The sequence below is a fragment of the Shewanella sp. BC20 genome (assembly GCF_003129585.1).
Lineage (GTDB): Bacteria > Pseudomonadota > Gammaproteobacteria > Enterobacterales > Shewanellaceae > Shewanella > Shewanella seohaensis.
Window position 1 is genome coordinate 149,020 of record NZ_NHRI01000009.1, and the last position, 24,051, is coordinate 173,070.

The 24,051-nt window shown below is 48.0% G+C and carries 21 protein-coding genes; 6 read left to right on the top strand and 15 right to left on the bottom strand.

Annotation, left to right across the window (positions count from 1 at the left end; all coding sequences use genetic code 11):
- Positions 1–105: 105 nt before the first annotated feature.
- From CBX96_RS11335 to CBX96_RS11345, 3 genes are all read right to left on the bottom strand, one after another.
- The gene (locus tag CBX96_RS11335) at positions 106–528 is read right to left on the bottom strand and encodes a hypothetical protein (RefSeq protein WP_109286761.1); all 423 of its coding nucleotides are present in this window, start codon (positions 526–528) and stop codon (positions 106–108) included.
- A gap of 52 nt (positions 529–580) precedes the next feature.
- Positions 581–1,111, bottom strand: a complete 531-nt coding sequence (locus tag CBX96_RS11340; protein ID WP_258294499.1) for a hypothetical protein — start codon at positions 1,109–1,111, stop codon at positions 581–583.
- A gap of 230 nt (positions 1,112–1,341) precedes the next feature.
- Positions 1,342–2,319 carry a transposase gene (locus CBX96_RS11345; protein WP_109286762.1) on the bottom strand — a complete coding sequence of 326 codons (978 nt, stop codon included), beginning with the start codon at positions 2,317–2,319 and terminating at the stop codon, positions 1,342–1,344.
- A 176-nt stretch (positions 2,320–2,495) separates the two neighbouring features.
- On the opposite strand from CBX96_RS11345, the gene CBX96_RS21570 reads away from it, so the two are divergent.
- Positions 2,496–2,663, top strand: a complete 168-nt coding sequence (locus CBX96_RS21570; RefSeq protein WP_181382193.1) for a hypothetical protein — start codon at positions 2,496–2,498, stop codon at positions 2,661–2,663.
- 157 nt (positions 2,664–2,820) lie between these two features.
- On the opposite strand, the gene CBX96_RS21495 is transcribed toward CBX96_RS21570, so the two are convergent.
- Both CBX96_RS21495 and trmL read right to left on the bottom strand, forming a co-directional pair.
- Complete coding sequence (locus CBX96_RS21495) at positions 2,821–3,144, bottom strand: hypothetical protein (protein ID WP_146194340.1); 324 nt, start codon at positions 3,142–3,144, stop codon at positions 2,821–2,823.
- A gap of 972 nt (positions 3,145–4,116) precedes the next feature.
- Positions 4,117–4,581, bottom strand: a complete 465-nt coding sequence (trmL, locus tag CBX96_RS11355) for a tRNA (uridine(34)/cytosine(34)/5-carboxymethylaminomethyluridine(34)-2'-O)-methyltransferase TrmL (protein ID WP_011627532.1) — start codon at positions 4,579–4,581, stop codon at positions 4,117–4,119.
- Between the two features lie 196 nt (positions 4,582–4,777).
- Here trmL and CBX96_RS11360 point away from each other — a divergent pair, with 196 nt between their 5' ends.
- A complete protein-coding gene (locus CBX96_RS11360) occupies positions 4,778–5,632 on the top strand; it encodes a DMT family transporter (RefSeq protein ID WP_109286763.1) in 855 nt (284 codons plus the stop codon).
- The gene (locus tag CBX96_RS11365) at positions 5,633–6,568 is read left to right on the top strand and encodes a LysR family transcriptional regulator (protein ID WP_109286764.1); all 936 of its coding nucleotides are present in this window, start codon (positions 5,633–5,635) and stop codon (positions 6,566–6,568) included.
- Here CBX96_RS11365 and CBX96_RS11370 read toward each other — a convergent pair.
- Both CBX96_RS11370 and CBX96_RS11375 read right to left on the bottom strand, forming a co-directional pair.
- On the bottom strand, positions 6,561–7,433 hold the full coding sequence (locus CBX96_RS11370; RefSeq protein WP_109286765.1) for a patatin family protein: 873 nt from the start codon (positions 7,431–7,433) through the stop codon (positions 6,561–6,563). The two genes, CBX96_RS11365 and CBX96_RS11370, sit on opposite strands and share 8 nt — an antisense overlap.
- 80 nt (positions 7,434–7,513) lie before the next feature.
- Positions 7,514–8,476: a LysR family transcriptional regulator gene (locus tag CBX96_RS11375; protein ID WP_109286766.1), complete on the bottom strand. Its 963-nt coding sequence runs from the start codon at positions 8,474–8,476 to the stop codon at positions 7,514–7,516.
- Positions 8,477–8,597: 121 nt separating this feature from the next.
- On the opposite strand from CBX96_RS11375, the gene CBX96_RS11380 reads away from it, so the two are divergent.
- Entirely contained in the window at positions 8,598–10,589 is a 1,992-nt protein-coding gene (locus CBX96_RS11380) for a ligand-gated channel protein (protein ID WP_109286767.1), read from the top strand.
- A 59-nt stretch (positions 10,590–10,648) separates the two neighbouring features.
- Here the strand turns inward: CBX96_RS11380 and CBX96_RS11385 are convergent, their stop codons facing one another.
- From CBX96_RS11385 to CBX96_RS11395, 3 genes are all read right to left on the bottom strand, one after another.
- Positions 10,649–11,587, bottom strand: a complete 939-nt coding sequence (locus tag CBX96_RS11385) for a DUF4424 domain-containing protein (protein ID WP_109286768.1) — start codon at positions 11,585–11,587, stop codon at positions 10,649–10,651.
- Between the two features lie 28 nt (positions 11,588–11,615).
- Positions 11,616–11,849, bottom strand: a complete 234-nt coding sequence (locus CBX96_RS11390) for a hypothetical protein (protein ID WP_109286769.1) — start codon at positions 11,847–11,849, stop codon at positions 11,616–11,618.
- Between the two features lie 115 nt (positions 11,850–11,964).
- Complete coding sequence (locus tag CBX96_RS11395; RefSeq protein ID WP_011624451.1) at positions 11,965–13,302, bottom strand: coproporphyrinogen III oxidase family protein; 1,338 nt, start codon at positions 13,300–13,302, stop codon at positions 11,965–11,967.
- A 386-nt stretch (positions 13,303–13,688) separates the two neighbouring features.
- Here CBX96_RS11395 and CBX96_RS11400 point away from each other — a divergent pair, with 386 nt between their 5' ends.
- A complete protein-coding gene (locus CBX96_RS11400) occupies positions 13,689–14,618 on the top strand; it encodes a bile acid:sodium symporter family protein (RefSeq protein ID WP_109286770.1) in 930 nt (309 codons plus the stop codon).
- Between the two features lie 100 nt (positions 14,619–14,718).
- Here CBX96_RS11400 and CBX96_RS11405 read toward each other — a convergent pair whose 3' ends face one another.
- Entirely contained in the window at positions 14,719–16,302 is a 1,584-nt protein-coding gene (locus CBX96_RS11405; protein ID WP_109286771.1) for a methyl-accepting chemotaxis protein, read from the bottom strand.
- A 628-nt stretch (positions 16,303–16,930) separates the two neighbouring features.
- On the opposite strand from CBX96_RS11405, the gene CBX96_RS11410 reads away from it, so the two are divergent.
- Positions 16,931–18,997 (top strand): TonB-dependent receptor, encoded by a 2,067-nt coding sequence (locus CBX96_RS11410; RefSeq protein WP_109286772.1) that lies wholly within the window; start codon positions 16,931–16,933, stop codon positions 18,995–18,997.
- Positions 18,998–19,077: 80 nt separating this feature from the next.
- On the opposite strand, the gene CBX96_RS11415 is transcribed toward CBX96_RS11410, so the two are convergent.
- The 4 genes from CBX96_RS11415 to CBX96_RS11430 form a co-directional block, all read right to left on the bottom strand.
- Entirely contained in the window at positions 19,078–20,061 is a 984-nt protein-coding gene (locus CBX96_RS11415; protein ID WP_109286773.1) for a formate dehydrogenase subunit gamma, read from the bottom strand.
- 76 nt (positions 20,062–20,137) lie between these two features.
- Entirely contained in the window at positions 20,138–20,707 is a 570-nt protein-coding gene (gene fdh3B / locus CBX96_RS11420) for a formate dehydrogenase FDH3 subunit beta (RefSeq protein ID WP_011624446.1), read from the bottom strand.
- Positions 20,708–20,736: 29 nt separating this feature from the next.
- Positions 20,737–23,589 (bottom strand): molybdopterin-dependent oxidoreductase, encoded by a 2,853-nt coding sequence (locus CBX96_RS11425; protein WP_086903568.1) that lies wholly within the window; start codon positions 23,587–23,589, stop codon positions 20,737–20,739.
- A gap of 17 nt (positions 23,590–23,606) precedes the next feature.
- Positions 23,607–23,807 (bottom strand): twin-arginine translocation signal domain-containing protein, encoded by a 201-nt coding sequence (locus CBX96_RS11430; protein ID WP_011624444.1) that lies wholly within the window; start codon positions 23,805–23,807, stop codon positions 23,607–23,609.
- Positions 23,808–24,051 lie beyond the last annotated feature (244 nt).

The following is a 24,051-nucleotide window of genomic DNA, read 5'->3' on the forward strand; positions in this document are numbered from 1 at the left end:
ACTAAGGGCATAACGCCCCAATTAGGGGCACAAATACGTAGGCTAAAATCCTAAGCGAAGCGATGGGAGCCTACGTGTTTGTGTCCCAGCGAACGCAGTGAGCGACTATATTGACTTGTTATGTGCCTGAGCCTGCAAATACTCACTTGCCCGTTTTGTTACTAAATCTGGACTATCATAAGGGCCCGCAGATTGAAAGATGCTGAACCCGAGGTTTTCAATAGCGATGCCAGCTTGGTAAACGATTAGAATATCTTGTTCAAGATATTGCTCAATCAATTGAGTATACAGTCCAAGGTATTCATTCTTGTATGTCTTTCCCAGAGCGAAGACTGCGCTGCTTATAAGATGGCCTGCTAACGAAGCTTTGCCAGTCAAAAATTCGTAAACACGACTTTCGAGTGTACTAATTGGTAAAGCGTCTGATTCTTGGTGACCTAGGCTAACAAGCAGATCTTCGTTGTCGGTATCTGAGTAATGTTGCTCAAGTCTTAATGCTGCAATAGCAAAATCAGTTTCAGTATTCATATTGGCACATAACGCCTAAAGCATGGGCGCAGCTTTGCTGTGTCCAATGCCTTTACTTGTTAGGCCCTTTGGCCATATTTAAAAGCATAAACTTTGAATTTGGGTCACACTCTTTGTTGCACCACATACCCCACTGAGAGTCACTATAATCAAAGAACTTAAAGCCCAGAGACTTACCTGAAACAGAAGCGACATTCAGGGTGTATACCTTCGGCTTGCTCTCAGATGAATCAAAGCCTTTTTCAAATAGCTTTATTGAATTTTCGGCCTCTATGCCCGAAATCTCATTCATTTCTATTTTTGTGAAATATGATTTGTTGGCGAGTGGCTCGGGATTACTCCGTACCATTTGAGATGGAATCATTACGGGGCTATAACTGCCTGGGTTCGACCAAACCCAACCTTCTCGATTTGTAATAATGTGGCCGTACGGCGTGCAAACTATTTGCCCCCATTTGTTTAGAGGTTCAGGCAAGGATGTAACAGCTGCCTTTGGTGTTCCATTGCAGTCCCCAGCTGGCTCTGCATGTGAGGCTAATGAAAGCAAAGCCATTAAGACTATGGTGAAAAATAAATCTGGCAATAAATCTGGCCACCCATTTTAAATCAATAACATAATGCACTTTCGGTTTGCCTACAACTTGTGCGAGCTAAAATGACTTGAGTGGGAGTCATCAAAAGTCGCAGGAACAGCATCTAAGGCAAAAAATTACGCTAATTCCTTTAAAAATGGAGTATTTCAGACGAGGTAAGTCATCCCTTAGTGCTTGGGATGTGTTCTGGATGGGGCTTTTGAAGTTATATAAGCCGTTGTCAGTTGCAGCGCAAGTGCTGGCAGCTTGATGTAAAGTGCCGTCGTCGCTTTTCGAGATGTTCGCAATAATCGGTTAGTTCTTGCAAGGTTCCCACGGGGCCATGAAATAGCTTGCCAAACTCGGTGGTCAGCTTGAGCCAATTGTCATGGGGGATATTTAATCTGCTCAGTAACTTACCACTATTTTCACTGATGGCTCCCCGTTTATCATTGCGAATAATTTGGCCGGTATCTTCCACCAATTGAAGGTAATCCGTTAAGGAAAACGCAATGCCCTTGGGTTGCTTGTCGCACTCGTTACCAATAAAAGGCAGGAGATTGCTGGGCTGCTCACCTTTTAATGCGGCCCGAATACGTAGCTGAATACTGGTATGGTCAGATTGTTCTGGTGTATCAGCGAGTTGTGCTCTGATGGGATTCAAATCGACGTAAGTCATACAAGCTAGCACAGCGGCTTCATCGAGTAGGGCTTGGGATTTAAACCGACCTTCCCAGAACCTGCCTGTGCAGTTATCTTCTTGATTTGCTTGCCTTGCAATCGGTTCGTTGAGGCAGCGCATAAACCATGAAATATCACACAAACGACTGCGATAAATGGCAATTGAATGCTTTAATCGGTTGACCTCATGAGCTTCAACCAATTCACCTTTGGCGAACTTTTGTGTTAATTCATCGCCTTTAAACAACTTATGCCATTGCTCTAGTACTTCGCAGTCAGTCCAACGATTGGCAGTCTCGATATCTACCCGCAACACCACATGCAGATGATTCGACATCACAGCAAACGCGGCCACATCAATAGCAAAAACCGCTTCAAGTTCAAACAATAATGACCCTACCCAAGCGCGGCGATGGTCATAGTTTTTACCCGAATAGGTATCATCGCCACATAAAAATGCACGCCGCACCACGCGACTACAGCAATGGTAATAGGGCGTGTCTTCAAGGCTTATTTGAGTTCGGCGAGGACGGGGCATACAAACCTCCATGTTTAATGCTTAACCAAAGCATAGTCGGAGGTTAGCTACCGCGCTATTAAGGCTGGGTGTCCAAGTTTTTTTATGTTTAAAACTCCCGATCACACCTGCTAAAAATGGAGAACCCAAAATAGAATAAATGACAATTGCAGCAATATATTCTTGTGGCGACACCAATGGATACAAAAATGTTTGCCACACCATCAGCAGGGTATAGATTAAATAAAATGAAAAAGATAGATTTAGTAAGTACCTTTTATGAGTTAGGAGATACAGGATGTAACCTATCAAAAAGCAAAAGGCTAATAGTGCTGGAATTAGATCTGCAAGGCGAAAATGTGTGACTAAAACGGAAGCATGTACCCCAAAAAGGCATCCTAAAATCACCGAGTAAATCCACTTTAAAGCCGTATTAGCCAACTTGATCCTCTTAAACATAACGCCGCAAGCAAAGGCGCGCGTAAGCGCGTCCAGCCCGCAGGGCGATTTTGCCTTGCCTTGTTAAATGCATTTAAATTCACCTACTACCGCCTGTTTGAAGCAACCGCCTTCGGAACAAACATCAATCATTTGATTAAAACTAACTAAAGAATAATTATAACCACCACAAATTTCTGATGCTCGTCGATGAAAATAGTGCTCAAGTATTTCTTTACTATATGAATTCATCGCGATTACTTTTACTTCCCATGTACCATCGGACTTCAATGTCTCTTCATAGCCTTCTTTCCCGAGCCCAAAATTTGTGGGGGCATAATTGAAATTATTGTGTGCTGAACACGATAACAGCGACATTAAAATAACGATTATGGCGAAAGTTTTCATAAGGTATTTAACATTTGATTAGTGCGCATGCGCGTTTACCTTGTTAGACTAGTAAAAACGCGCACGGTTAACTATCTGTATGCAAAGAAGTTATCAGCTTTCTGCCAAATACACCATCTGGAAAAACGCGCATGCGCGTTTTCCAAACCTATTAACTAAAATTCAGTTACTATATTCACCTGATTTTATAGAGTTTTATTTATTTCGGATGGAATTAGTGCGCACTGATTTTGTCTAAAAATCATACCCAAACACCTAAATTTAAATACGACTGTATACCCATACATTGTTAGTCGCTTTACGTTAGGCCCAAACATTAGGTAAATGGATAAGATTTTGTATGGCAACAAGAGTAGGAGTTTTCTATTGAGCCAACGAAACGAAACAAGGATTGGGGCGATTAGCTTTTTAGCTAAATGAACCGTTCAATGGTCGTTAAGATTGCCATTGTTGCAACAGTGACCGTTGGCGACATGGATGTCGCCGTCGAGCCTATAGGGACATATTCACGGCGTGTCACTGGGGAAACAATGACAATTAACCCTAAACACCTGACGACAAACTTATCTCGCTTTGGGGCAAAAGCTTTTAGCCAGATGAACAGTTCAATGGTCGTCAAAATTGTCACTATTGCAACAGTGGCCGTTGGGGCATGGCCGCTCTTTCACATCTGACCCATAGGGATATGGGAAATGCCACAATGATGTTGGGAACATCATTGGCCATGTGAACGCGGCATTTACACTTCCATGTGTTGCAGATGCCGCCGTCGAGCCTATAGGGATAACTCTTGTTAAATAAAAAGGCGGCGTGTCACTGAGGTAACAATGACAATTCATACTGCACACCTAGCGGCAAGGTTATCTGGTTTTGGTGTGAATTGAGTTAAAGCTATCTTTCGGCGTGGATGGCTGAATGATTGGAAAATTGGCTGGTTAAGTCCAGCCTAATCCAAATCAGTATTCCTACCTATTAAATTGCGCCTTCAAACCCGAGCTGACGCCAGGCTTCGTAGCTGATAATCGCCACGGCATTGGAGAGGTTGAGGCTGCGACTGGTCGCCGCCATCGGAATGCGTAATCGCTGCTCGGTTGGGATCGACTCGATAATTGGCATAGGTAGACCACGGGTTTCTGGGCCAAATAATAGCACGTCATCCTTGGCAAAACTGAGTTCAGTGTGTGGGCGGCTGCCCTTAGTGGTACAGGCCATAATGCGTTTGCCTGTCATGGCTTCGAGGAAGGCATCGAAGTTTTTATGGCGAGTCACATTGGTTAAATCGGCATAATCTAGGCCCGCTCGGCGCAGTTTTTTCTCTTCAAAATCAAAGCCAAGTGGCTCAATTAGATGCAGTTGGCTGCCGTTGTTTGCGCAAAGGCGAATGATATTACCCGTGTTGGGTGCGATTTCTGGCTCATAGAGTGCGATATGGAACATGCTTGCCCGCCTATAAAAAATGACGCCCGATTATACGGCAAACAAGCCTTAAGCGCAGCTCTGCGTGCGCATATCTAAAGCAGCATAATGCGGGTCCATTTTTCTTTTCTCCCTATTAACCTTATCTCAGTACTTGCCTGTTTTATTCTCTCAAAGTAATATATCTCAACATCAAGATACTTTTTAAGAAGTCATTATGCCGTTTGTGATTGCGTTACTCGCCCCCGTGTTTTGGGGGACTACCTATGCACTGGTGAGTCTTTACTTACAGGATATGTCGCCCTACTGGGTGGCGGTTTGGCGCGCACTGCCTGCGGGCATATTGCTGCTGATGCTGCGCCCACGTTTGCCGACACTGGCATGGTCTAAATTAAGCTTGCTGGCGTTTTGTAATATTGGCGCCTTCTTTGCGCTGCTGTTTATTGGCGCCTATCGGCTACCCGGTGCCGTCGCGGGCACGCTGGGGGCGACATTGCCACTAATCTTTTTGATCCTCGCTTGGCTGATCGATAAAAAACGCCCGGGGATGAAGTGGTTACTGCTCGGCTTAATGGGCCTCGGTGGCGTGATTTTATTGCTTAATCCTTCGGCGGATCTCGACCCGATTGGTGTCCTGTGTATGCTGAGCGCGACAACGTTGATTGCCTTTTCTTCCCGCTGGATGCAGCGCTGGGATGTGGGCGACTTTTTAGTGCTCACCGCTTGGCAATTACTCTTGGGGGGATTGATGTTGATCCCACTGGCGTGGTTTATGGCGGGACCGCCACAGATCCCGAGTATGGATGTGGTTCCCTCATTAATCTGGCTAGTTACCGCAAATACCGCGGTGGCTTATTGGGCTTGGCTCTGGTCGATGCGAAATTTAGGACCAGAAATCATGGGGATGGTCGCTTTAGTCAATCCCGTGGTTGCCGTATCATTAGGCGTATTGATTGTGGGTGAAACCTTAGATGTGCGCCAGTGGGCAGGGATTTTAGTGATTTTACTGTCGCTACTGCTGATGAAGTTGCCGCAAAACTTGAGGTGGAACCCCTTAAAAGCGAGGGGTTAAATGCTAAAACACTTAGACTTGAACTTACTGCCCGTACTGGAAATTCTCCTCGAGGAGCAGAGTGTCACGGCAGCGGCGGCGCGGCTGCATTTGAGTCAGTCGGCGGTGAGCAAGCAATTGACCCGCCTGCGCGAAGTGTTTGATGATCCCTTATTCGAGCGCACCGCTTACGGCCTTAAGCCGACGCCCAAGGCGCTGTCGCTGGCACCCGACTTGCGCCAATGCTTACAGCAATTAGCGCAATTTACTCGGCCAGACAGTTTTGAGCCCGCCCTAAGCCAACGTCAGTTTCGGATGCATCTGGTCGAAACGACTTACTCGCTGACCTTTCCACACTTTATGCCTTCGCTTTTAGCGCAGGCGCCCGGTGTGAGCATTAATTGCCAAACCTGGCGGCTGGACACCATGGATAGACTCCTGCGCTGCGATATCGATCTCGCCATAGGTTGCCGCGAATGGGATGAACGTTCGCCCATGCATGTAAACCATATCCCGGATGATATCCATTATGTTGAATTAGTTCAGGATTACACAGTGTGCCTGATGCGCCGTGACCATCCTGCACTATCGCAGGAATGGAATCTCGACACATTTTTAAGCTATCGCCAGTTACAGGTCGCCTTTGGCGGCTTGGAGCATTGGTTGTTAGACGATGTGCTGCAAATCCAAGGGCGTAAACGGGATATTGCGGTGAATATGACGGATTTTCAGAGTGCGCTGGCCCTGTGCGAGCAGAGCGATTTGATCCTCTGTGCCCCTTCCCGTTATGCCTTAGCTGTGATGAAGTCGTTTGACCTTAAGTATTTACCTTCGCCAATTAAGCTGATCCCCGGTGCGTATCTGCTGATGTGGCATAAGCACTTCGAGCACGATCTCAGCCATAAATGGCTGCGGGAACTGATTATTAACAAAGTCAGCGCCTCGCTTTCTAACTAACTTCTGCCCCAGTGTTTAGCCAAGCTTGTAACTTAGGCAAAATCGCCTGTCCATCGGCTAGGCCTTGCTGATATACGGCGGTCACTTTATCGATATTGCGGTCTAGTCGCGAGAGATTAAGTGGCGCAGCAGGGCGGATCACAAAGGACTGGCCGCTGGCAACACTCTGGGCGAGTTCCTCGAGGGATTGGTTATAACGTTGGTGACGAACTTTAAGTGCAGCGGCTACCGCCGGATAAGCTTGATAACGCTTGCGAGCTAACCAATTGAACTTCATCGGCGATTTTCGATAGTTTGCGTCCTGAGTCAGGATCACCACCTGCCGCTTATAGCCCTCTTGCTGCGCCTTCGCTACCGGAATGGGCGCGGCGATGCCGCCGTCGAGGTAGGTTTGGTGGTTTATCGGATAGGGATTGGCCATAAAAGGCAGGCTCGAGGAGGCGATAAGCACGTCGAGCAATTTGTCGTGCTCCTGAAAATCGGCCATGCCAAAGTAATCGGTTTGTCCTGTCTGGCAATTAAATGCCCCGACCTTAAACTCAGTACCGCTCGTTAAAAAGGTTTTAAAATCAAAAGGCAGTAACTCATAGGCCATGCGCTTATAGGTAAAATCGGTGTTGACGTAATGACCAGTGGCTAACCAGTGGCGTAGCCCCATATAGCGCTTATCCCGCAGATATTGCTGCTGAATTTTTAAATTGCGGCCAAATTGGCGTGAGACATAGGAAGCAGGATAAATCGCCCCCGCCGATACACCAATCACATAGGGGAAGTGCAATTGTTGCTGCAAAAAGGCATCTAATACGCCGGCGGTATAAATTGCCCTCAGGCCGCCGCCCTCTAACACTAAGGCCACATCTTGCATTGAGTTACTACTGCTTAATCGAATGGATAAAACAGCATACTCTAACTCATCTGATAAATGAAACGCGTGCCTACGAGTGCTTAGGCGGGGATGGCAAATCTTGGCGTGTGTTCGCAGGCGTTGGGCTGAACCAGTGACGTTGTGCGCGGGCTAAAATCCATCTGGCTAAAATAATGGCTGAGCGCAGTGATGGCTTCTTTCACCTTGGCGGGCTGTTTGTCCCGCGCGGAGGTCACGCTGTAAACGCTGTAGGTGCGTAGCGACCACTCGGGTAAAAGGGTTACCAGCTGGCCAGATGCAAGATATTGATGCACTTCGGGTTCTGGCAACACGGCAAAGCCTAATCCATCGAGGGTGAGTTGGATAAGCGTCTGCATATTGTTCACGCTGATACGCTGGGCTGGAAGCTCTATTCGCTCTTGAGTCTGTAAATGGGTTAAGTACTCGGGCTTAGCATAACTGTGGCTGATGCGATTGAGCCCTTGTAAGTCTTCAGGGTGTTGCAGGCTCTGATGCTGGGGAATATAGCTAGGAGCCACACACAGCAACATGCGCCAATCCGCCAAGGGGCGAGCGATAAGGTTAGAGTCCGATAGGGGACCGATGCAAATTGCCAGATCGATTCCTTCATTAACTATATCGATTGGACCGTCCTGTAATTGCAGGTTGAGGCTGATCTGCGGATGAGCCGCCAATAAATGCGCTAATGGCTGGCTGAGTAAACCACCACCAAAACCGACAGGCGCGGCGATTTTAAGCTCCCCCGAAGGCGTGCCCTTTAATGCATGCAGCTGTTGTTCGGCGCTTTCTACTATTTTTATGATTTTAATGCAGTTTTCATAAAATAACGTGCCCGCCTCTGTGAGTGTCAGGTGGCGGGTATTACGGTGAAACAGACTAATTCCCATATCCATTTCAAGTTTTGCGACTTGTTGGCTCACCGCCGATGAACTCAGATTAAGCTGTGTTGCCGCAGCGCTCATCGAGCCTTTTTCCGCGATGGCGGCAAACACGATCATGCCCTTGACCATATTTCTATTCATTCTTAAGCAACTCTTACAAGTGATTACTCAAAGTCTAACTTGAGCCGATTGTAACATAGGGATACATTGCCGTATTGAAAATTATTATCATTTACAGGCGATCAAGGGAGATTTGTTGGTTATGTTGTTACGTCGTAAAAAGATCCTCGCACAGCTAATTTCTGCCGCATTATTGCTACCAGCCACTCAGGCTTTGGCGGATGCCGCACCCGATCAAGACAAGATGATGGAAAGGATTGTCGTCACTGCATCGGGCTTTGAACAGCAAGTGCGTGACGCACCTGCGTCGATTAGTGTTATCACCCGTGAGGATCTCGATACACGTTTTTACCGTGACTTAACCGACGCCATGTTAGAAGTGCCCGGCGTGGTGGTGACTGGCGGTGCCGACCGTCGGGACATTAGTCTGCGGGGCATGGGCAGCCAATACACGCTGATTTTAGTTGATGGTAAGCGCCAGTCTTCCCGCGAGACCCGCACCAACAGCGATGGTCCAGGTGTTGAAGGCGCTTGGACGCCGCCGCTCGCCGCAATCGATAGGATTGAAATTGTCCGCGGCCCTATGTCATCCCTTTATGGTTCCGATGCTATCGGTGGGGTGATCAACATTATCACTCGCAAAGTCCCCAATGAGTGGCAGGGGGAATTACGCCTCGACACCACGCTGCAGGAGAAGTCGGACTCAGGCAATGTGTATCAGGGCAACTTTTTTGTGAACGGTGGCTTGATTAAAGATCTGCTCGGCGTGCAGTTATACGGCCAATACACTCAACGTGAAGAAGATAATATTTATGGTGGTTACCGAGGTCGTGATGCGGATAATCTCACCGCCAGATTTGCCCTCACGCCTAACCAAGACCACGACATTATGTTGGAAGTCGGCATCGCCAACCAAGAGTTGGATAGCACCTTGGGTAAAACCGTTGCGCCATTGGCACCGGGCGCCAGTTGTGGCCGCGGTGGCTGCCCTGCATCGTCGACAACCGAGTATGAAAACAGCACCATTTCGCTATCTCACACCGGACGTTGGGACTTTGGTACCTCGGATACTTATATCAAGCACGAAGTGTACGATAACAAGTCCCGCAAGATGAAAATCAAAAATACCGATGCTCAAACCAGCCTGATCGCTACCTTAGGTGAAAGCCATACCGCCACCTTTGGTGCGGCCTTCAATTATCAAGATCTGACCGATGAAACTGGCAATCAGGTCAGTGACTTAACCGATATTAGTCGCCGACAATGGTCTGTGTTCTCAGAGGATGAATGGCGTATCGTCGATAATTTTGCCTTAACCTTAGGCCTGCGTTTAGACGATGATGAAAACTTTGGCGACCACCTCAGCCCACGGATTTACGGCGTCTGGGGGTTGACTGAGCACACTACCTTAAAAGGTGGTGTGTCGACGGGCTTTAGGGCGCCGAGCCTGAGGCAAACTGTGCCCGATTGGGGGCAGGTGAGCCGAGGCGGCAATATGTACGGTAACCCGGATTTACAACCCGAAACCTCAGTGAACTATGAGTTAGGCATTTACACCGATCTCACCGATTCCATTACCACCAGTGCTGGCGTGTTCTATAACGAGTTTGAGGACAAGATCACCCGTGTCGCTTGCCCTGCGACTCAATGTACCGATGGGCCAAACCAGTTTGGCGCTAATCCCACCACTTATGTGAATATCGATGAGGCGGTCACCCAAGGGGTTGAGTTAAGTATCGACTATAAAATCCTCAGCAACTTGGCATTGACGGGCAACTATACCTATACCGACTCGGAGCAGAAGACGGGCGCATATAAAGGTAGTCCATTGAATCAGTTACCTAAACATCTGGTGCAATTATCGGTTAACTATGAGCCGATCGATAACTTAAATACTTGGCTGCGGGTTAACTATCGTGGTGAAGAGAGCCAGCCAACCACTGGGCCTTCGTCGAAAAGTTTGATTGCGCCTTCCTATACGCTGTTAGATTTAGGGGCCAACTATCGCGTTAACGACAGCATTAAATTCAGCGCGGGTATTTATAACGCTTTCGATAAGGAAATTACTCAAGAAGAATATGGCTACATCGAAGATGGCCGTCGTTACTGGTTAGGTATGACTTATAGTTTTTAATTTTTTAAAAAAAACAGCAGCTTATAAAGAAGCCAGCACCTAGCTGGCTTCTTTTTTGATTATTCAATATTCGGTTTACGAATAAACAGGATGCTGAGATCTTGTTTTGGCGTGAACTGTTTTTGTTGGAATTCAAAGGTGAGTGGATCGGTTTTTTTAAGCTCGCCATCAAAACACAAGCTAATGAGATCTGTGGGCTGGGATTTTTTCAGCGTCAGTTTGAAGTCCTTAATCGCCCCTTGCCAGTTATTGGCCGTGACCAAAATATAGCTAAGGTGGCTCCATTCCACGCCATATTCAACATCTTCGCCGTCTTGTTTAACGATAAGGTTTCGCTTCCGAATACCTTGCTTAGCGCTTTCATCTAAACAGGCAAGTTCAGTGTAAGTATCGATAATACTATTGGCAGTATCGGGGATGCCCGTTGAGAGGCTCGGCGTATAACTGTGGCTGATGGAGACAGATTGGCCCGCGGGAAAGGTTTGTTCCCACACAAAGTAATCGCTTAGGGTAAAGGCGATTTGTTGCTCCTCATCCAACCATTCCTTGGGGAGCGCAGGTTTGCCCTTAGGGATTTCGCCATATTCGGCAAAGTAAGCGACTTCATCTATCCCCCAACCAAGCTGTTTCAGTTCGGCAGTAATATCCGTCTTATCGGCAAGTTGGGCGACGAGCCTATGCTCGGTTGGTTGGGTTTTGCCATTCACTTTGAGGGTGAAATTATCAATGCTGCTGTGATCGGCGGAGCCAAAAAACATCGGCGGCATAGGGAAGGCGATGGGGACGGTAAGATCCTGCGAACTGGTGTTGGTAAACAGATAATCGACCCTGACTTCGGTCTCGCTGATAAAGAGCGACTCCTTGTCCATACTGATATGTGGCTGATATTTAAGGGTGATAGAACCATTAGCATCACCAAAACTGCTGTCATTGGCGAAGGCTGCCGTGCTCAGCAGCGCGAGTAAACCGCCCATTAAGGCGCGAACATGGATTGACATAAACATCTCAAAAGATAGCAATAAAGGATTAGGCGCGGCGGGCAAGCTCTATGGCTGCGGCGATGGCGTTGCGAGCCTGTGGGCTGTTTTTCCAACAAGTGGTGCGTAGCATGCTGGCGACGAGGTTGGCGATATCTTCGACCTCATGCTCGGCCAACTGCGCGAGTGAGCTAATACCGATTTCTTCAAAGCGTTTAATGACCGTCGGGCCAACGCCCTTAACGGCGAGTAGTGCTTGTCTTTCTTGCTCATTAAAACCCATAACGAATACTCCTTTATTACTGGGCGACAGACTCATGCGTGAGTGGTGGCAAGCGTAGCCTGAAATGGCGCTAACAAAAAGGCCCATCATGGGCCTTTTGTGGTTCAACCGATATTTACATATCGCAGGGCTTGAGTGGCTTACGCAATTGGGCGCGCACGTTATCCATGCCGGCGTAGAACTCTTTCATCATTAACAGGCCCATCATCTTACCGTTATCTGTGATGATAAGATTATCGGGATCGGTTGGGTCGTTTTTGATGGCGCCAATTAACTTCATCGAGGTCATTTCCTTAAACAGGGCTGTGTCTAAGTTAACGCCAAAGGTTTCGCGGAAGTATTTGCGCGATAGGCGACCAGAGAACATCCCCAGCAGGAAGCGATACTGCATCACGTCCTTTTTGCTGTAGTTTTTCTGTTGCTCTACGCCCATCTTGCCGGCGGCGATCCGCTCTTGGTATTTACGCAGCGAGAAAGTGTTGACGTATAAAGTGTCGTTCAGGAAGCTAAATGAGCCTGAACCCACCCCTAAATACTCATCGTAATCGATAACATATTCGTCGAAGCCTTCGTCATTCGCCTTACCAAAGGCCCATGCAGACAACTGATTATATTGACCATTTAAACGGTTTAAGATCTGGCGATATTGGTTGGCCATATCTGCCTGTGGCGCTGCCAGTTTACCTTTCACACTCTTACGCGTTTGGTGCGTGATCATCAGCGGATAGGTGGTGATCTGTCTGGGGTCGAGGCGTGAGGCCATGTCTAAGTCGTGCTGGATCACTTCATCGGTTTGACCGCGGAAGCCAAAAATCAGGTCGACGTTGATAATAGGGAACAACTCCTTGGCCGCCATGATCTTGTCGAAGGTTTGCTGACCTGTGCCGAATTTTTCGAGGCGGTCGGTCATTTTTAAAATGTCATCGTTAAAACTTTGTACGCCGATGGACATGCGATCCACTAAGCCTTTGAGTTGCTTAAAGCCTGGGCTGTCTAAATGCTGTGGATCCGACTCGCAAGACACTTCTTTAATGCTTGGGAATAGGGTCTTGGCATGCTCAATGGTACGGGCGAGTTCGTCTTCTAATACTGTAGTGGTGCCGCCGCCAATGTACATAGATTCAAAGTCATAGCCTAAGGCTTTGACCATCTCCATCTCTTTACGCAGAGAGATAAAGTAAGCGCGCGCCTTGTCTTCCTTAAACATAAAACGGTGGAAGGTACAGTAAGAACACAAGGTATGGCAGAAGGGCACATGGGCATAAAGCATGTACTTTTTACCTTCGACCGGGGCGGGCATGATGTCGGCGGAGAGCGTATCGAGGCGAAGATTCTTATCGACATAATACTGCATGACTCGTTCCATCGAGCTGAGCATCCAGTTAGGGACGGTAATATTCGCTTGATAAGGCGTTGCGATCGCGCCATTGAGCGTTTGAATAACTGAAGACATAACGATTCCTATCTGAGAGTGCTAACCGTAAACCCCGAAATTGCTTTAGGTAATTCACGACCACCTAGCGCAATTAGACTACCTCGTATGGAGTAAGCAAAACGTGAACTGGTTATAAGTTACGGTTTCCTAACAAGGAAATCACTGGCTTTTTGTTAAGCGGATCATGTTTTAGTAAACATAGATGCATATTTACTGAGGTTTTTGGCTGTTTGTTATTGAATTTGAGCGATTAACTTTAGCGCTCAATCGAAAGACTGAAATGATAAAAAGTTGAGCTTCTTACTTGTGGGCATTTTGACTTGTACTGAGGGTATCTGGCTGTCATTATCCCTGCGGACATTGCCTAATCTCCCCAACCTGCCTGAAATCTTGGAGGATCCCCATTGGTTAATATCAACCGCTTTTTTCCGCTATTCGCCTTAGTTGGGGCGGGTACGGCGTATTTGATGCCCGCATGGTTTAGCGGATTGAAAACCAGCATAGTACCGTTGCTGGTGGTGATTATGTTATCTATGGGGCTGACCTTAGATGTGCGGGATTTTGCCAATGCATTCAAACAAAAACGTGCCGTTATCACTGGCTTAATCTTGCAATTTACCCTGATGCCCTTAAGTGCCTTAGCCATTAGTTTGCTATTAGGGCTCAATCGGGAATTGACCATAGGCATGGTGCTGGTGGGGAGTGTGGCGGGTGGTACGGCATCGAACGTGATTTGCTATTTGGCCAAGGGCGATGTCGCCTTATCTATCACTATGACTGCGCTATCCACCTTAGCGGGTGTGGTACTCACACCCTTGATTATTGGGCTATTAATCGGCGAGATGGTCGCTATTCCTTTAATGGATATGCTAGTCAGCCTCGTTAAAATCGTGCTTATCCCTGTGACTGTGGGTGTGGTGTTGAATCACTTCTTTAAACCGCAGGTGGCTAAACTTGCCCCCGCATTACCCATCATTTCTATCGTGGCGATTGTACTGGCCATCAGCATTATTGTGGCCCTAAATGCTGGGCAATTTTCGCAGGTGGGGCCTGTGATTTTACTCGCGGTGTTTCTACATAATGGTTTAGGACTCGCCTTGGGTTATACCTGCTGCCGCTTGCTCGGCTTTAACCATACAGTGTGTAAAACCATTTCGATTGAGGTGGGGTTACAAAACTCAGGCCTTGCGACCGCGTTATGCATCAAGTTTTTTAGCCCGCTCTCCGCCGTCCCAAGCGCGATTTTCTCGATTTGGCATAACCTTTCAGGCGCCCTGCTGGCAGGATATTGGGCGAGCCGAGAGCTGAAGAAACAGAGCGATGGATTGGAATAAACCATTAGATGTTTATTTAAGGCTTTATGCATTGCACTAAAAAAAGTTTGGCCTAACATCTTGCGATATTAGGCCATTGTAACGACTTAGCTGACTCGAATTAGAGTCTAAAATGCGAGACTACACCTGTTAACTGTTCTTTCGTGGCGGCCAAGGAGGTTGCGCTATTGAGGGTCGCTTTACCACTTTGATTTAACTCTTCAACCATTTCGCGAATGGTATTCAAGTTACGATTAATCTCTTCACTCACGGCGCTTTGTTCTTCGGCGGCGGTGGCGATTTGATTGCTCAATCCATTAATATCAAATACATAGGTCGTTAAGGTTTCAAGGCTTTCAGTCACCAGCGTAGTGGTGTCCGCTGCATCTTGGCAACTCTGTTTTGTCTCATCCATCGCATTAACGGCGCTGTTAGCACCCGTGCGCAGGCGTTCCAGCATTTGATTGATCTCGGCCGTGCTCGCTTGGGTACGAGCGGCTAGGGCGCGTACTTCGTCGGCGACCACGGCAAAGCCTCGACCTTGTTCACCGGCGCGGGCGGCTTCGATGGCGGCGTTAAGGGCGAGTAAGTTGGTTTGGTCGGCGATATCTCCAATCACATCTAAGATGGTGGCGATATGGCGGGTGTTTTCATTCATTTCCGCTATGGTGTGAGCGGCGGTATCGACCTTACCAACTAAGGCGACGACAGTATTTGCCGCCTGTTCGACAGCCTTTTTCGACTTATCAGCCTGTTCATTTGCCTGTTGGGTAAAGCGTGCGGCAGAGGCGGCATCACCGGCAACGTTATGGGCAGTTGCACTCATTTCGGTCATGGCCGTCACCACTTGGTCGGTTTCTACCGCGTGGGTTTGCAATGCATGGGTATTGGCATTGGACTGCACATTCAGCTGACCAATTTGATCCGACATATGTTCAGAGGCCTGGGCAATATCAGAAATCATATGGCGCAAGTGGTCAATCACTCGGTCAAGATCGGCGCCGAGCGCACAGAGTTCGTTTTGCCCACTGATTTGAGTCTTCTGGGTGAGATCGCCATCGGCAAGGTGTTCTACAACCCGCTTGATTTGATTAACGATATTGACTAAACGTCTGCTCATAAACAGGGCGCTTAGCAGGGACGCGACAATGGCAACTAGGATTAGGCCAAGGAGCAGCGCTTCGGTGGCATTGACTTTGTCTTCTGCCTGTTTGCCTAGTTCATGGTTGCGTTGGGTGATCAATTTTACTAATTGATTGATCTCATTGCTAACTTTTGGCCCAAGTGCGCCACGTTCTGGCGTGAGTTCAGGCTCGGTGCCCGTTTGTTTGGCGAAGGCTAACTCCTGCTGATAGAGACGCACATATTGCTCGATTTGCGGCAGTAGTGTGCGGATCGTTCTAGCATCTTGCCCCATGAAATCGGTGTTAAATCCTGTGAGTTGCTCGACAAGCTGCTGCACATTGCGTTGCTGCAAGCTGATTGCGTCGCTGTTATGGACTAATGTGGCTAAGCGCAACTCGAAGAAAGCTTCACGCACATTGGTGAAGGTTTCGGCGAGCTGGGTATTGTTGACCAGCCTGCTGCTGGTGTCATTGAGTTCAGCAAAGCCCCGATAGGAGGAAATGCCGATAATGATCAATAAAATACTCGCAAACACTGAAGGCAGCGCCGTCAATGTGCTGGTTTTTGCATTGTTAAACATGGTGGCCTACTGGGGTATTAATCAAGACGGGGTGTAATTAAATTACACATTGAACCCATTTTAACGCTTGGATTTAGGCTGCTGCAAGGCGACATTTTGAGCGTTTTAGCTATAGTGGCATGTTTTAAAAGGGATTGTTTTTGCCGTGTTAATTGGGAATGTTGCAGTGGTTGCCAGATGTTATGTAAGTAAAAATCAAAGTATTCTCAGTTGATTGATTTTCATGGTGAAAATAAAGTGATGTAGCAGTCACTCTACAGCCTATTAACAGCGCAAAAAGCGATTGTGAGGCAGATCGCAAAACTTACAAATGTTTATAAGTGTATCCATGGTGCTATCGCACGTTGGGGCTGAACAACCAAACACCACGGGCTTTCGCTCGAATCACAGCCCGCCAAATCGCTGTAAAAAACTGAGGCGTCAATGCGCTCTTGTCTCAGTCAAAGCGAGTGACAATTGTTCCTTGCTCAATTGTTTATCTCTCATTCCTACGAATTTGCGTTCGGTCACAAAGTTAATAGTTGAGTGTAAATGATATTGGTTATCATTTGGATTTAAGGTTGTTTTAATGTAGATTGTCGGCATTTCAAGCTAACACCGTTTATCAATGAGTGCCGTCGAGGTTTTTATGGAATGCAGGGCGTTTAAGAAAAGTGCAATTGCAGTAATGGTTTCGAGTTTAGTGATGTCCTCAGCCTACGCTGCTGTGGATGCAGAATCTTCTGAACCGATTGAACCGATTGAAAAGATTACTGTTTATGGTGAGAAAATCGAGCGTAGCCTTAAGGATACGACTTCCTCTATTTCGGTTATTGATAAAGAAGCGCTCGACAGCGGTCAATATCAATCCACCTCGAGTGCCTTATCTGAAGTGCCTAACGTGGTGGTGCTTACGGGATCTGTGCCGGATATCCGTGGGGTTTCTGGTAATGGTTCAGCCTCTGGATTTAACTCTTTTACCGGAGGTGCTCGGGCGCGGGTATCCACCTTAGTCGATGGAGTTGCCGAACCTTTTGTGGCCGATCTTACTGGTGATACTGGTCTGTGGGATATCCAACAAATTGAGGTGTACCGCGGTCCACAATCGACGATTAACGGTCGTAACAGCATTGGCGGCACAGTGTTTATTAAAACTGAAGACCCCACTTTCGATTGGCAAGGTGCGGCTCGTGTTGGTTATCGCAATCAAGATAACTTTATCGACAGTGCAGTGATGCTCTCTGGTCCTATCCTCGATGATGAGTTGGCGTTTAGGGTGAGCGGACAAAATGTGACAGGGAATACCTTCAATAAAGGCTTGGAATATGAGACAAATCCAGCCCCATTTGACCTCAATGAACTGATCACTAATCGCTGGCGCGGTAAATTCCTGTGGCAGCCGAGTGCGATTGAAGATCTCAAAGTACTCTATAGCTTTTCATACAATGATGAGAAAGGTGACTCTGGGCGCAACTATTTTACCGGTGATGATCCTTGGGCGTTTAAGCCTATTTTCCAACGTTATATCGAGACTAAATCCACGACTCATTCAGTGAAAGTCGATTATGACCTCGGTGAAGGCCGCGCCTTCGATCTCATCGTCGCTTATATGGATTATGACTGGGGCTTTGAATCCTATGAGGCCCTCGCCACGGCGCAGCAATATGTGGATATGAATGACCAGAGTTACACAGTCGATGGTAAGTACAGCTTTGGTCTAAAAGATAAAGATTTAAATGGCTTTGTGGGTTTAGCCTACTTTAAACGCGATCAAGATTTTGGTAGTACTGGCAGCTCTGTCTACAGTGGGGATGATAGCACTGAGTCCACCTCTATTTATGGTGAGATGACCTATGGCCTTGCCGAATCACTCTGGGTCACATTTGGTGGCCGCGTGATGCGTGAGGAGCAATTGCGTAACTTCAATATGCTCTATCAAGGCAGTCAATTGCAGGAAAAACTCGATAATGCCAATACCGTTACCCTGCCGAAGTTAGTGCTGCAATATGCGCTGAATGACAGCACAACTTTGGCGGCCAGCGTGCGTCGGGGTTATAACTCGGGTGGCGGTGCGTTGTCGTTAGCCGAAAGTGAGTATTACTACTACGACGAAGAGTACGTTAATACCTATGAAATCAGCAGTCGCAGCGCGTTTATGGATGGCGATGTTAACTTTAGTGCCAACCTGTTCTACAACGATTTTGACGGTTATCAAGCCTCTAACAGCGCCCGCAAAATTACCAATATCGATAAAGCTGTCAGCTACGGTATTGAGGCTGAGTTCAGCGCCATGCTCACCGAAAACCTGCAGTTTATTTCGGGCGTAGGTTTACTCGATAGTGAGATCAAGCAAGCGGATCCTAGCTATGGTGACATTATCGGCAATCAGCTGAACTCGGCGCCGCATGTGACCGCCAATGCGGGATTAAAATATTGGTTAGGCGATGCGTTTTCTTTCGGTTTTTCAGGCAACTACGTAGGTGAGTATTATGCGGATATCAATAATACCGAATCACGGGTGGCTGGCGATTATGTTGTTGCCCGCTTAAGCCTCGATTATCAAACTGATAGCTGGAGAATCAGCGGCTTTGTAAACAACCTGTTTGATGAGCAAGCCTTGACGGTAAATGAACCCGCCAGCCGCAGTTATCCCGATGGTTATGCGGCGATTATCGACCCAAGAAATCTGGGTGTATCTGTGATGTACCGCTTCTAAGCGCTCAATTTAACGCACTTATTTTACCGAGAAAAAAACCTCCACAGCATGCTGTGGAGGTTTTGTATTTTCAGCGACTTTTACTCTTTATATTTCAAAGTGCCGTTGGCTTTGATTTCGTCGTACCAAAGGTTGTGGTGTTGGGTTGCCCAGTTTTCATCACAATAACCAGACACCATACACTCCATACCACCTTCAGACATTACCGTTGCCATGAAGATATGCACGATAGAGAAGGCGCAGATCACGATAGCGCTCACTGAGTGCAATACCAGCGCGATTAGGCTTAAGGTGCGGCTAGGTTCGAAAAGATTTGGGAACAGTAACAACATACCTGAGGCTGAAATCACTAATCCAAACAGGGCAAAGGCCCAGAACCACATTTTTTCACCGGCGTTAGCAAAACCTGCGTCAGGGTGCTTACCTTTGAAGGGACCAAAGTTGATGTAACCACCCACAACGAGGAACCACTTCACGTCGTACATTTTTGGCAGCTGGTTCTTCGCCCATAACACTGTCATCAATGCCCAGCCGATCATAAACGGAATCGCCATCACATCGTGGATTTGCTTGGCGCCATAAACGATGGCTTCCCAGATGCCTTCGCCCAACCAAGGTTGGAAGAAGAAACGACCCGCTAATAAGGTTAAGCCCGTTAAAATCAACATTAAGCACGGGATCGCACCTAACCAGTGGATTGAAACGTCAAACTTTGACCAGCGATACACTAGCTTGCCCGAAAAACCATGGTGTAGCTTGGAGATGCCGTTCACCTTGATAAATAAGACAAAGATAATGATCATGCCGAATAACGCCGCCATTAAGGCCGGCGCTAACCAGTCGCTACGCAGCTCCAGCACGCGCAGATCATAGGTATTGATCGCTTGTGCGTGGAACTCGCTTTGGGAGGTAGTGTATCCCGTGGCGCCGTCCTTCAGCTGTGCCCAAATTTGGGCATCAGAGGCTTGAGGTTGGAGCGCCTGTTCATCACCACCATTGGCTAGACACACGGCACTAAATAGCAGTGCTATGGCTAAACCTATGTGTTTGAACCATTTGTTCATCATACATCCTCTCTCGCTTAGTGGCGCCTGCTAGCAGGCGCCAAGCTAAGTCTGTGGACAGATCCTGTGACCTGAATTAATTCCAAGCCGCGTTTTTAGCGCCACGGTAAGCCACACGCTCACGGAAGATGCTAGAAACCACTTCTGCATCACCCGCTAACAGGGCCTTAGTCGCACATAGTTCTGCGCACATTGGCAGTTTGCCTTCGGCAATACGGTTTGAACCGTACTTCTGGCGCTCTGCCTCTGAGTGGTTTTCTTCTGGGCCGCCGGCACAGAAGGTACATTTATCCATCTTACCGCGGCTACCAAAGGCACCTTTTTTCGGGAACTGTGGTGCGCCAAATGGACAGGCGTACAAGCAGTAACCGCAACCAATACAGGCATCTTTGTTGTGTAGCACAATGCCGTCTTCGGTTTTGTAGAAGCAGTTTGCTGGGCAAACCGCCATACATGGCGCGTCTGAGCAATGCATACAGGCGACAGAGATTGAAGCTTCACCGGGTTGACCATCGTTGATAGTCACGACGCGGCGGCGTTGGATACCCCACTCGAGAGCGGAATCGTTTTCGTTTTTACATGCGGTGACACAGCCGTTACATTCGATGCAGCGCTTGGTGTCACACAAAAATTTCATTGTAGCCATAGTGGCAATTCTCCTAGCTTAAGCTGCACTTACGCTTTAACGATCTGACAGAGCGACGCTTTGGTTTCCTGCATTTGAGTCACAGGGTCATAACCATAGGTCAGTGCCGTGTTAGCGGATTCACCGATAACGTAAGGCACAGTGCCCTCAGGATAGTTAGGCGCTAAGCTTTCACCGTGCATCACACCCGCAAAGTGGTATGGCATAAAGGTCACACCTGGTTTAACGCGTGGCGTTACCATGGCTTGTACTTTAATGCGGCCACCTTCGGCGCCCTCTAACCACACAAACTCACCGTTGCGGATACCGCGGTCGGCTGCGTCACCTGGGTTGATTTCAACAAACATTTCCTGTTGAAGCTCAGCCAGCCATGGGTTAGAACGAGATTCTTCACCACCACCCTCGTATTCCACTAAACGACCAGAGGTCAGTACCAGTGGGTACTTGCCGCTGAAGTCTTTCTCTTGGATTGACTTGTACAGTGTTGGCAGACGATGAACTTGCATGTCGTCGTAGGTTGGGTATTTAGCCACTAAGTCACGGCGTGCTGTGTATAACGGCTCGCGGTGAACTGGCACTTGGTCTGGGAAAGTCCAAACAATACAACGGGCTTTCGCGTTACCAAATGGAATACAACCGTGCTTAATTGCCACGCGCACGATACCGCCTGATAAGTCGGTCTTCCAGTTGCGGCCTTCAGCTTCGGCTTTTTCTTCCGCAGTCAGGTCATCCCACCAACCGAGTTGCTTCAGCAGCTTGTCGGTAAATTCTGGGTAACCGTCTTGGATCTCGGCACCTTTAGAGAAAGAGCCTTCAGCCAGCAGGTTTTTACCATTGTATTCAACGCCGTAACGAGCGCGGAAGTTACCGCCGCCGTCTTTAACGTGTTTAGATTGGTTATACAGAATTTGGGTACCAGGGTGTTTCGCTTCTGGTGTGCCCCAACATGGCCAAGGTAAACCGTAGGTTTCGCCCTTCGCTGGGCCGCCGGCGGCTTCGAGCGTCTTGTTGCTGAAAGTGCCCCAGTTTTGGGTGTGCAGCTTGATACGCTCAGGGCTTTGGCCTGTCATACCGATGGTCCACATGCCGCGGTTGATTTCGCGGGTGATCTCTTCGATAACCGGTAAGCCGTTTTCTTTGGCGATGCGTTTAGTGTATTGCTCGGCGATACCGAGTTTTTGCGCTAAACGATACATGATTTCGATGTCGGTTTTTGACTCGAATAAAGGTTGGATAACCTGCTCACGCCATTGGATAGAACGGCCTGAGTTAGACACTGAACCTTGAGTTTCAAACTGTGTCGCAGCAGGTAACAGATACACACCATTCTTACGACGGTGCATAACACCCGCCATGGTTGGGAATGGGTCGACAACCACGACTGTGTCCATCTTGTCTAGCGCATCACGCACTTCACGTTGACGGGTTTCAGTGTTGACCGATTGACCCCAGAAGAAGGCCATACGGATGTTGTCTTTTTGTGCCAGCTTGCTCTTGTCTTCTAACACGCCATCGTGCCAGCGAGAACAAGGGATACCTGGGGTGGTCATTGGATCTTTGCCTAAATAGGCGTTTTGATCGAAGCGGCTCTTCACCCACTCCATATCCAGATCCCACACATGGGTCCAGTGAGTCCAAGCGGCTGAGGTTAAACCGTAGTAACCTGGCAGGTTGTCGAACAGCAGACCTAAGTCGGTCGCGCCCTGTACGTTGTCGTGGCCACGGAAAATGTTAGTACCGCCGCCAGAAACGCCCATGTTGCCTAAGGCTAATTGCAGAATACAGTAAGCACGGGTGTTAGCGTTACCGACGTGGTGTTGAGTACCACCCATACACCAAATCACAGTACCTGGACGGTTTTCTGCCATCAGTTTTGCGGCTTGATAAACCACTTCTTCACTCACGCCAGTGATATCCGCCACTTCTTTAGGTGGGAACTTTTTCACTTCTTCGCGGATGGTTTCCATCTCGAATACGCGTTGTTGGATAAAGGTTTTATCTTCCCAACCGTTTTCGAAAATGTGCCATAACATACCGTAGATAAAGGGAATGTCGGTACCAGGACGAATCGCGCAGTGCAGATCTGAGTGCGCCGCTGTGCGAGAGAAACGTGGGTCAACAACGATGATTTTCGCGTTGTTTTTCTCTTTGGCGATCAGAATGTGTTGCATTGAAACCGGATGCGCTTCCGCTGGGTTTGCCCCGATCAGGAAGATGGCATTGGCATTCTGAATGTCGTTGAAAGAGTTAGTTTGCGCACCGTAACCCCAAGTGTTAGCAACACCGGCTACCGTGGTAGAGTGACAAATACGAGCAGAGTGGTCGACGTTGTTTGTGCCCCACATGGCCGCCAGTTTGCGGTACATATAGCAGCCTTCGTTAGAGAACTTAGCGCTACCCATGAAGTACACAGAGTCTGGGCCAGATTCTTTACGAATGTTGAGCATTTGGTCGCCCACTTCGTTAATCGCATCTTCCCAAGAGATTTTTTTCCACTTGCCATCAACCAATTTCATTGGGTATTTCAGGCGTTTTTCACCGTGGCCATGCTCACGCAGTGCAGCACCTTTCGCGCAGTGACCGCCGGCATTGAATGGGTGATCGAACGCAGGTTCTTGACCTGTCCACACACCATTTTGCACTTCGGCATACAGACCACAACCCACAGCACAGGCACTACAAATCGTACGTTTAACTTCGATCGGCGCGTCGTGTGGTACATCTTTGGCTTCTGCGCGGCGCATCATGCCAGTACCCATCAGAGAAGCGGCTGCGATACCACCAGTAGTAATACCTGCTTGTTTCATAAATTGACGACGGCTAATGCCTAACGTCGGTTTGTCGGCCACTTGGGCGACATCGGACTTGCGAGTTAACTTCATCGCTGACTTCTCCTAGATTAGCTACGCAGGCTATCGTAATAGCTGATAATGTGCGCAGTTTCGTGGTAACCCTTAGGCTCTTTGGTTGTTACCTTGCTGCTCTCGCTGGCTTGGGCTGCGCTCATGCCGGTAGCGGCAATTGCGGCGCCGGCAACGCTGCCAACGGTGAGTGCTTTAAGCAAAGAACGGCGAGATAAATCGCTAGGTTGTTGCTTCATGCTGACTCCTGAATGAGGGGTTATGGTTCTTGGATGGCGCGACTTTTCGAGGGGATATAACTTGTTATCAAAAAGTGAAGATTAGAGGTGGAAAAGATAATGAAATCATCTTGCTTGCCGTTAATCATCGCGCGTGAGGGCAATATAGTAGGAAAAGATTGAGTAGGATTTGATCTAGAACAGTTTGCAGCCGGACAGGCTGGCGCGCTGATGCAAAAGCGTTAACTCGCTCATGGTTTCGGCA